This is a genomic window from Streptomyces sp. WG7, assembly GCF_049975785.1.
Classification (GTDB): Bacteria; Actinomycetota; Actinomycetes; order Streptomycetales; family Streptomycetaceae; genus Streptomyces.
The window spans coordinates 1-1,861 of sequence record NZ_JBNGGE010000133.1 but is presented as its reverse complement, the minus strand read 5'-3'; the positions used below and the strand labels follow the sequence as shown (position 1 = coordinate 1,861).

At 69.6% G+C, this 1,861-nt stretch carries 1 protein-coding gene; it reads left to right on the top strand.

Features of this window, described 5'->3' with window-relative positions:
* Positions 1-1,861, top strand: a 1,861-nt coding sequence (locus ACP4J0_RS38345) for a type I polyketide synthase (RefSeq protein WP_426604052.1), incomplete at both ends; no start/stop codon positions are given.

The window sequence follows — 1,861 nt, the reverse complement described above, 5'->3', positions numbered from 1 at the left end:
GGTCGACTGGGCGGAGTTGTTCGCCGGGACCGGTGCCCGCCACACCGAACTGCCCACCTACGCCTTCCAACGCCGACGCCACTGGCTCGGCATGGCGCTCGACGACGAGAAGACGCCGGCGGAGACCTCGGCTCTGGTGAGTGAGCTGCGGCGGCTCGATGAGACCGAGCGCGCGTACCGGATGACGGAACTGGCTCGCGCGCACATCACCGCCACTCTCGGCAACGGCGAGGTCGGTGAGGACGCGCTCGGTGAGACGTTCAGGGACCTGGGCTTCGATTCCTTGATGTCCGCCGAACTGCGGGACAGGCTCTCGCACGCCCTGGAGATCACCCTACCGAGTTCGGTGATCTTCGATTACCCCACTCCCGCTGTTCTCGTCGAACACCTGCAATCACTGCTGTTGGGCGCGGATGCCGACGTCGACATCCAGGCCGCGTCGATTGCCGATCCCGATGATCCCGTGGTGATCGTCGGGATGGCGTGCCGTTATCCGGGTGGGGTGGGTTCTCCGGAGGATCTGTGGTCGCTGGTGGTGGAGGGCCGGGAGGGGATCACTGGTTTTCCGGAGTCGCGTGGCTGGGACGTGGAGGGGTTGTATCACGCGGATCCGGATCATCCGGGGACGACGTATGCGCGTGGTGGCGGGTTTCTGCACGATGCGGGTGAGTTCGATGCGGGGTTCTTCGGGATCTCGCCCCGCGAGGCGACGGCGATGGATCCGCAGCAGCGGTTGTTGCTGGAGGTCGCCTGGGAGGCATTCGAGCGCGCGGGCATCGACGCGGACTCCCTGCGCGGCAGCCGGACCGGCGTGGTGGTGGGAGCGACACCGCACGGATACGGTGCGGTGGGCGCGGACGCCGGCGGATACCTGCTCACCGGCACCACCCCCGGGGTCCTGTCCGGGCGGATCGCGTACCAGTTCGGCTTCGAGGGACCCGCAACAACGGTCGACACGGCCTGCTCGTCGTCGCTGGTGGCCCTGCACCTGGCGGCGCAGGCGCTGAGGGCGGGCGAGTGCTCGCTCGCGCTGGCCGGCGGTGTCGCGGTCATGGGTACTCCGATGATCCTCACGGAATTCGCGCGGCAGCGCGGCTTGTCTCCGGACGGCCGGTGCCGGTCGTTCGGTGAGGGCGCGGACGGCACCGGGTGGTCCGAGGGCGTGGGCCTGGTCGTGCTGGAACGGCTGTCCGACGCGCGGCGCAACGGGCACCGGGTACTCGCGCTGCTGGCGGGTTCGGCCGTGAACCAGGACGGGGCCTCGAACGGACTGACGGCCCCGAACGGCCCCTCGCAGCAGCGGGTGATCCGGCAGGCGCTGGCCAACGCGGGGCTGACGGCCGCCGAGGTCGACGTGGTGGAAGGGCACGGCACGGGTACGCGGCTCGGGGACCCGATCGAAGCACAGGCACTGCTGGCCACCTATGGGCGGGAGCACACCGACGACTCACCCCTGTGGCTCGGATCGGTGAAAGCGAACATCGGACACCCGCAGGCGGCGGCAGGCGTCGCCGGGGTCATCAAAATGGTGATGGCGCTGCAGCACCGGTCCCTGCCCGGGACCCTGTTCGCCGATGCCCCCTCGACCGAGGTGGACTGGTCGTCCGGCGGCGTGGCGCTGCTGACCCGGACACGGGAATGGCCGGACACCGGCCGACCCCGGCGAGCCGGAGTGTCCTCGTTCGGCATCAGCGGGACGAACGCGCACGTCATTCTGCAGCAACCGTCGAACGAACCGGCAAGGGCCGATCGACGGCCGACGCCGACAGCCGCGCGTGAACTGCCGGTGTTGCCGTTTGTGTTGTCGGGGCGTGGGTCGGGGGCGTTGTGTGGTCAGGCTGCTCGGTTGCGGTCGTTTGTG